Source organism: Lamprocystis purpurea DSM 4197, assembly GCF_000379525.1.
Classification (GTDB): Bacteria; Pseudomonadota; Gammaproteobacteria; order Chromatiales; family Chromatiaceae; genus Thiodictyon; species Thiodictyon purpureum.
Genome location: NZ_KB902543.1, coordinates 21,285 through 27,604, shown reverse-complemented (window position 1 = coordinate 27,604; position 6,320 = coordinate 21,285). Strand labels below are relative to the sequence as shown.

Below are 6,320 nucleotides of genomic sequence, written 5' to 3'. Positions count from 1 at the left end.
TTCAGTCAAGTCGAGCACACCTGGAGCGGGGTCATCCTCGACTCCCCCGAGACCGCACGGTGGACCGTCGAGCGCACGACCACCGACACCGGGCTGCGCGTCACCGCACGCATCCTCGATAAATTCTACGCGCTCGGCCGCAAATGCTCCGACGGCTTCCGGGAGATCAAAGATCAGTTTATCCGGCATGACCTGACCCTTGGACAATGGAATTACGTGGTTGATCCTAACGGTTTCTCTTAATAAAGATGTATAACTAATTTATGCCTCGTTACTTATCAGGGGCGCGCGGTAGACCTGACGTTGGGCCGATAGGAGGCGAACTTTGGATGTCCGTTACTTTTTGGGTGAGCGGTTGGCTTTCATCCAGCAACTCTATGTCAACTGCTGCGCCCCGTTTGTTGACCGACAGCGAAAAATCGACGCAGAAGAAGAACCGTATATCCCTCTGTACAACGAGGACCCCGACTCCCCTTTCCTTTCCGAGTGGCTCGAAGCAGAAGACTCAATTCAGGTCATTGGGTACACATGCGTCTCAATGCTCTCTGCCTCATTCCATCTTTACCTGAAATCTTGGGAGGTGGAGCTTGGCGTTCCCGTCGACGCTGGATACAAATCCATTTTCAAGAACCATGGCTGGTTCAACGGGTACAAACATTACTTTAGAGCACAATTTGGCGTCATTTTCGAAGAATGCCCTTGTGACATTGGGTTACTTGAGGAGCTTACTCTAGCGCGTAATCGAGTACAGCATCTGGAAACAATTTCGAACCAATATCCTCGATACTCCGAGCAGGACCTACAGAAGATGCCAAGCCCCTATTTTATTAATGATGCTCAACGCAGCATGGTGGCTGCAATGGCCGAAGGCGAGCGCGACTGGTTACTCCCTCCCGTTATCCACGTAACCGAAGAAAAAATATTCGCAGCGATTTCGGAAATTGCCCGCTTTGCCAAATGGCTTGAAGAAACGGATCACTGATGTCCGATTTTGAAAAAAATGCCGCTACAATTGGCGAAATAGACGCTGCGCGTGAATTTGGGTTCTGTCTCGCCAAGGTGGCTTGGAGCCATTAATAACATAAGTGCTTAAGAATACGCAGAATGAAAGCCCATAGGCGGCCCTAGAAAGAAAATTGTGGACGAGTGAAATATGTTTTACCGAATCAAGATCTTTTGGCCAGTTATCTTTGCGACGCTTGCACAAGTATGGTGCGCGCCTGCCTTGGCCGCCATGGAAGTGGAACTAATCAATGCCGCAGCCGCCGGCGATCAAGCTCAAGTAAAGCAACTCCTTGCGGCCGGCGCTTCGGTCAACGCCGTGGAACCGGAAGAACGCAATACAGCTTTGATGGCGGCGGCGGTGAACGGCCACAGCGATATCGTGCGAGAGTTGGTTGACAAGGGCGCAAGCGTTAACGCAACAAATCGGAAGGGAGCCACTGCCTTGGTAGTCGCCGTTGCAGCCGACCAGAATGATATCGTTCTGTATTTGTTAATAAAGGGCGCAGAAATCAATCTGGGCGTTGCGGATGGGATGACCGCACTTCATGTTGCTGCATTACTTGGCAAAGTTCAGAGTGTTCAGACACTGCTTGCCGCAGGCGCTGACGTCGACGGTAAAGACGAAAACGAAAACACGTCATTGATTTTGGGGGTTGACTCCACCGAGGTTGTAAGAGTCTTATTGGCGCACGGGGCGGATGTAAATGCTAGAAATAAGGAAGGCAAGAGCGCGCTAATGAAAGCCATAGAGCGGCCGTGGTTGCCTAGAGAACAAGTGGAAGCGTTACTTCAAAAAGGGGCGGAGGTCAATGCCGCGGACAATAACGGGTGGACGGCATTGATGAGTGCTACCGTTGCGTTGCAGAGCGGAATGGTCAAGGCGCTTCTGAATTATGGGGCCGATGTAAATATCGCGGACAGTAAAGGTAAGACAGCGTTGATGATGCTGCATCGATTGACTTATCAAGAGGTTCTTGCACGCAGCATTGGCGCCCCGAAGCAAGGATTGGCACCTTACGAAGAGATTGAATCGCTGCTGCGCGAAGCAGGAGCGAAATAGATCTACGAAGGGGGATGGGAAGACAATAATGGAATGGGGTCAGGTCTCGCATTGTGAGTGGAATGGGGTCAGAGAAACCGGGCAGGAAACCGGGGACAGACCACAGGAAACCGGGGACAGACCACGGTTTCCGCTCTGGCCGAGGAAAAACACCGAAGCCATTGGCTAAGAAGGGATGCCACAGGCCCACAATCATTTTCCAATTAACGCAATAGTAGCGTCCAACACATAGAGCAACCCTGAGTATCGTATCTCAGCGTTTCCAGTGAACATACTTTGGACGAAATATCTTATTTATCGGGCAGAACTCCGGGGCTTTGAAGCGCCTCAACTTGAACAAATCCTCCGATACACCGAGGAACGGTACTTCGATACAGTGACTCATCGGCTGGTTGCGGTTGGCAAACATCGCGACTATCTTGTGATGATCCCTTACGACATCGCCGATGACCAAACGATAACGCCGGTCACTGTTCACGCGACGAGCAGGCAACAAGTAGCATACGGACTCAAAAGCAGAAGGTTTAACAAATGACTCACACCAAGATTACTTATTTTGAAGATGTCGATACGCTTCACCTTTCGATTGCAGATGATGCGGAAGCGGGAAGCGTCGAGATCAGCCCTGATGTTACAGCCGAGCTAAACGCAGATGGCGAGCTAATTGGTGTTGAAATTATCAATGCGAGTTCTTATTTGCGAGACAAGATTCTTGAGTCGGCGCAGGCAAGACTACTTCAGCTATCGAAAAAGGTCGCCTAACTCGTCGGAAAAGGGGCTGGGCACAAGTTTTTTGCTAATTCTCGCATCAAGTATGAAAGATCCTATAGTTGAAGAAGTTCGTCGCATCCGTGATGAACACTCCAGGTCATTTGATTATAACCTAGAGGCTATATTCAACGCATATCAGCAGCAACAACTGCTTTTAGGCAGTCGTTTAGTGCGTTTGCCGCCAAAAGGCCTTGATCATCGTTCCGGCCGGCCGCGGACGGTCCGCACAGCGGACCTTACGGTAACACCGTGACCCGTAGGACCGACGACCGTGCCGATCGCGCGGTGGCCGGGTTTATGACCGAGGCCTCAGACACCAAGCTTGAAAGCGGATTTGAGGCATTCCTTTTGGTGGTCTGACGTGTGGTCTGATGCGGTTGCCAAAGCATCGGAAGAAACCAGAAACGGGGCCAGGATCAATTAAATCCGCCGGGTAGAGACAAACTTAATTGAGCCTGGCCCCCTAATCCGGCCGCGCGCGGCCAGGCAAGAATTCAAGTGCGGCTGAGATGTTTGACCTGATTGGGCAAGCATCTGCGGCATGGTAATTCGTAACCGCTGAGGCGACCAGAAGCGATTAATCTGGTCAGCAGGTTGGATGAAGAAAGCATTCCGACCTTCAAGCGTATGAAAGGTATTGCATAGGTAGAGTTGGATTCGGGGCGTGTTGCCAAAGCCGAAGTTCACTCGTACGAGGCTCATGGCATAGGCAAAGTAGAGCTTAAGGTGAAAAAATGGCTATAAAGTTTGTCGTCTGCCTCGAAAAGAAAAGTCTAGGAGATTTTTCCAACGAGGATGTTACGTTAGGTCGCCTTTATGAGCTTGTAGAAGAAGATGCTGGTAATGGCATGGTCCGGATTATTGACGAGTCTGGCGAAGATTATCTGTATCCATCGTCGTGGTTTGAGCCAATAACCCTACGCGATTCGATCGCCGTTCGCCTTCATGATGCGCTAACAAAACTTGCTGCTTGAGGATCGCGGGCAACCGAGCAATCGGGCGAGCAATCGGGGACAGACCCTGAGGTATCCCCACGAAATAACTTTCTCTATCAGCGAGATAGAGACGCTTTGAATGGCTGGCAGAGGCCCTGACGCCGGGATTCCGCTAACCTACTGATGTCTCGATCAAGTTCGTGGGGATACCTCAGGGACAGACCACGTTTTCCGAAAGCCGAATAGAAATACGCCTAACGGGTGACCAAGGAACGAGCACGCGATAAGCGTTACTACGGTATACAAGAGGTTTTTCGCATGAAGACGTTTGAAGAAGTAAAATCTGATATCGAAGCTCTGCCGCACCGGGAGTATATGAAGCTCACACATTGGTTATCCGAACGTGACTGGCAGGCTTGGGATGAAGAAATCGAAAGAGATTCTGCCGCAGGAAAACTTGATTTCTTGATCGAGGAAGCCGTTGAAGAGAAAAAGGCCGGGAGTCTTCGCAGCCTGTGAAGCACAAGACAACGGCGCGCTTCTGGAGTCGCTTTCATGCGTTACCGGTACCAGTCCAGGAAATCGCTCGGAAGAACTACCAAATCCTCAAAGATAATCCGCGTCATCCGTCATTACGCTTCAAGAAAGTTGGAAAACTTTGGTCTGCTCGGGTCGGCCGCGATCATCGAGCGCTCGCTATGGAGGACGAAGGCGGCTACGTTTGGGTCTGGATTGGTACCCACGAAGAGTATGTTCGCTTGCTTCATGGGTAGTCAACCTGACGTACGCCTGAAAACCGAGCGCGCGCCACAACGGTTGTGCTAATACGCTAGCTCATCAGGGGCACGCGCCACTTTAGCCCGTTCGTTAGGGAAGATGAATATCCCCTGTGGGAGCGGCGTCCCGCCCCGATGCGGTGGCGCGGTAATCTGCAACTACGCGCCCGGCCCCATCGCGGCGGGACGCCGCTCCCACAGGGTCGCTGCGCGACTTTCACGGTAAAGCCTCAACCTCCAGTGCGGACGGTCCGTGCACTGGCCGGAACGGTCACCAAAGCCCGCCCGGTCCTCGCCCGCGAGCCGGACCTTGACCTTGATCAAGCCGGGTGCGCGGTTTTTTTTGGTGGATCTGTCCGCACCCCAATACCCCGTGCCCTTTCAACCCCCTCGTCTGCGTCCGCGTGAGACGTCGTTCGAGCCGGCGCCAGCCGGCTCATTCTTACATGTTGCGTTCTTACTGGCTCAACTTCCGGGGCCAGGATCGAGGCTGGACTTGCCATGGCAGATCGCTTGTGCAATCTTGCGTAACATGACAAGTGCCGAGATCATCAGGCGGCTTGAGTCCGAAGGCTGGGTCCGGGTCGGGGGCAAGGGCGACCATTCCAAGTTCAAGCACCCCGAGCGCGCGGGCCACGTCGTGGTTCCGCACCCGCGCAAGGACATCGCGGTCGGAACCCTGCGCAATATCTTCCGGCAGGCCGGCTGGGATTGGAGTTGAGATCATGCTGTATCCGGTGTATGTGCATCCGGGCGACGCGGACCACGCCCACGGCGTCACGATCCCCGATTTCCCCGGTTGTTTTTCAGCAGCCGACCGTTGGGAGGATCTGCCCGCGAAGGTCCAGGAGGCGGTGGAGGTCTACTACGAGGGCGAAGACCTGGACATCCCCGAGCCAACGCCCTGGGAGACCATCGCCGGTCGACCGGACTATCAGGACGGTGTCTGGCTGCTCGCCGATATCGACCTCACGCGGCTGCGCGCGCGCTCGGTCCGACTGAACGTCTCGCTGCCGGAGGGTTTGGTCCGACGCATCGACGCCTACGCAAAGGCGCAGCACATGAGCCGCTCCGGATTCCTCGCCAAGGCCGCCGCCGAGGCGCTGGAGCGGACCTGAGTGGTGCCGTTCGCACCTGATATCCACACAGACCTTCGTGTAGAGGCGGGTTTGAAACCCGCCCCTACGTCCGGTTATCACGTCCAAAGGCTATATTCACCAGTTTGTCGGCAGGGGTTGCGCTGATTCCGGCGATGCCGGTCGAGGCCGTTCCGCCCGCTTCGTAACAGCGCGGTGCGCGGTGTGCCATGAGTCACCCGAGGTTGCACGCTATGAACCCGATCGTCATTGCCGTTGCCGCGAACGCGCGCCATGGCGTTTCCAAGCAGACCCGGCCGAGCATCCGTCTGCTGGCGGGGCTTGGGGTCGAGGGTGATGCGCATTGCGGGGTCGCCGACAGGCACCGCTTCCATGTCAGACGCCATCCGGCCCGGCCGAATCTGCGGCAGGTGCATCTGATACAGAGCGAGCAATCGGCGAGCAATCGGGGACAGACCACGGATAGCAAAGCCTCGCGCGCTACGCCGGACGCACGGTGCGCGGAGTCGATGCGGCGATGTCGCCTTTTTCGTCCTTGGATGACTCAAGCTGGGAGCCGGATGGTGTAACAACCAAAGTCCGGTTCTGCGAGGAGCCGGGAACAAATCTTTGTATGAAAGAGGCGGCAACAGCGAACACCAACGTCTGTCTAACCAGCGGTGAGAACCCGGCTTAC

General features: G+C 54.4%; 10 protein-coding genes. 9 read left to right on the top strand and 1 reads right to left on the bottom strand.

The features are described 5' to 3' along the window. The 9 genes from A39O_RS0127170 to A39O_RS0127135 form a co-directional block, all read left to right on the top strand. A partial coding sequence (locus A39O_RS0127170; protein ID WP_026199775.1) for an ISAzo13-like element transposase-related protein occupies window positions 1-243 on the top strand: 243 nt, incomplete at its 5' end. Window positions 244-325: 82 nt separating this feature from the next. Next, window positions 326-982, top strand: coding sequence for a hypothetical protein (locus A39O_RS0127165; protein ID WP_020507813.1), 657 nt, complete (start codon window positions 326-328; stop codon window positions 980-982). Between the two features lie 171 nt (window positions 983-1,153). Further along, entirely contained in the window at window positions 1,154-2,065 is a 912-nt protein-coding gene (locus tag A39O_RS35445) for an ankyrin repeat domain-containing protein (protein WP_020507812.1), read from the top strand. A gap of 531 nt (window positions 2,066-2,596) precedes the next feature. Further along, window positions 2,597-2,827 (top strand): DUF2283 domain-containing protein, encoded by a 231-nt coding sequence (locus tag A39O_RS0127150; RefSeq protein ID WP_020507810.1) that lies wholly within the window; start codon window positions 2,597-2,599, stop codon window positions 2,825-2,827. 743 nt (window positions 2,828-3,570) lie between these two features. Further along, window positions 3,571-3,810 (top strand): SH3 domain-containing protein, encoded by a 240-nt coding sequence (locus A39O_RS41330; RefSeq protein ID WP_157640452.1) that lies wholly within the window; start codon window positions 3,571-3,573, stop codon window positions 3,808-3,810. Window positions 3,811-4,089: 279 nt separating this feature from the next. Next, window positions 4,090-4,290 (top strand): hypothetical protein, encoded by a 201-nt coding sequence (locus tag A39O_RS0127145; protein ID WP_020507809.1) that lies wholly within the window; start codon window positions 4,090-4,092, stop codon window positions 4,288-4,290. Continuing rightward, window positions 4,287-4,544, top strand: a complete 258-nt coding sequence (locus A39O_RS43865) for a ParE family toxin-like protein (RefSeq protein ID WP_083924919.1) — start codon at window positions 4,287-4,289, stop codon at window positions 4,542-4,544. Before A39O_RS0127145 ends, A39O_RS43865 begins: the two co-directional genes overlap by 4 nt. Window positions 4,545-5,079: 535 nt before the next feature. Next, window positions 5,080-5,268 (top strand): type II toxin-antitoxin system HicA family toxin, encoded by a 189-nt coding sequence (locus tag A39O_RS0127140; protein ID WP_020507807.1) that lies wholly within the window; start codon window positions 5,080-5,082, stop codon window positions 5,266-5,268. Between the two features lie 4 nt (window positions 5,269-5,272). Continuing rightward, window positions 5,273-5,665: a type II toxin-antitoxin system HicB family antitoxin gene (locus tag A39O_RS0127135; protein WP_020507806.1), complete on the top strand. Its 393-nt coding sequence runs from the start codon at window positions 5,273-5,275 to the stop codon at window positions 5,663-5,665. A gap of 77 nt (window positions 5,666-5,742) precedes the next feature. On the opposite strand, the gene A39O_RS42380 is transcribed toward A39O_RS0127135, so the two are convergent. After that, complete coding sequence (locus tag A39O_RS42380; RefSeq protein ID WP_211211742.1) at window positions 5,743-6,060, bottom strand: hypothetical protein; 318 nt, start codon at window positions 6,058-6,060, stop codon at window positions 5,743-5,745. Window positions 6,061-6,320: the final 260 nt, after the last annotated feature.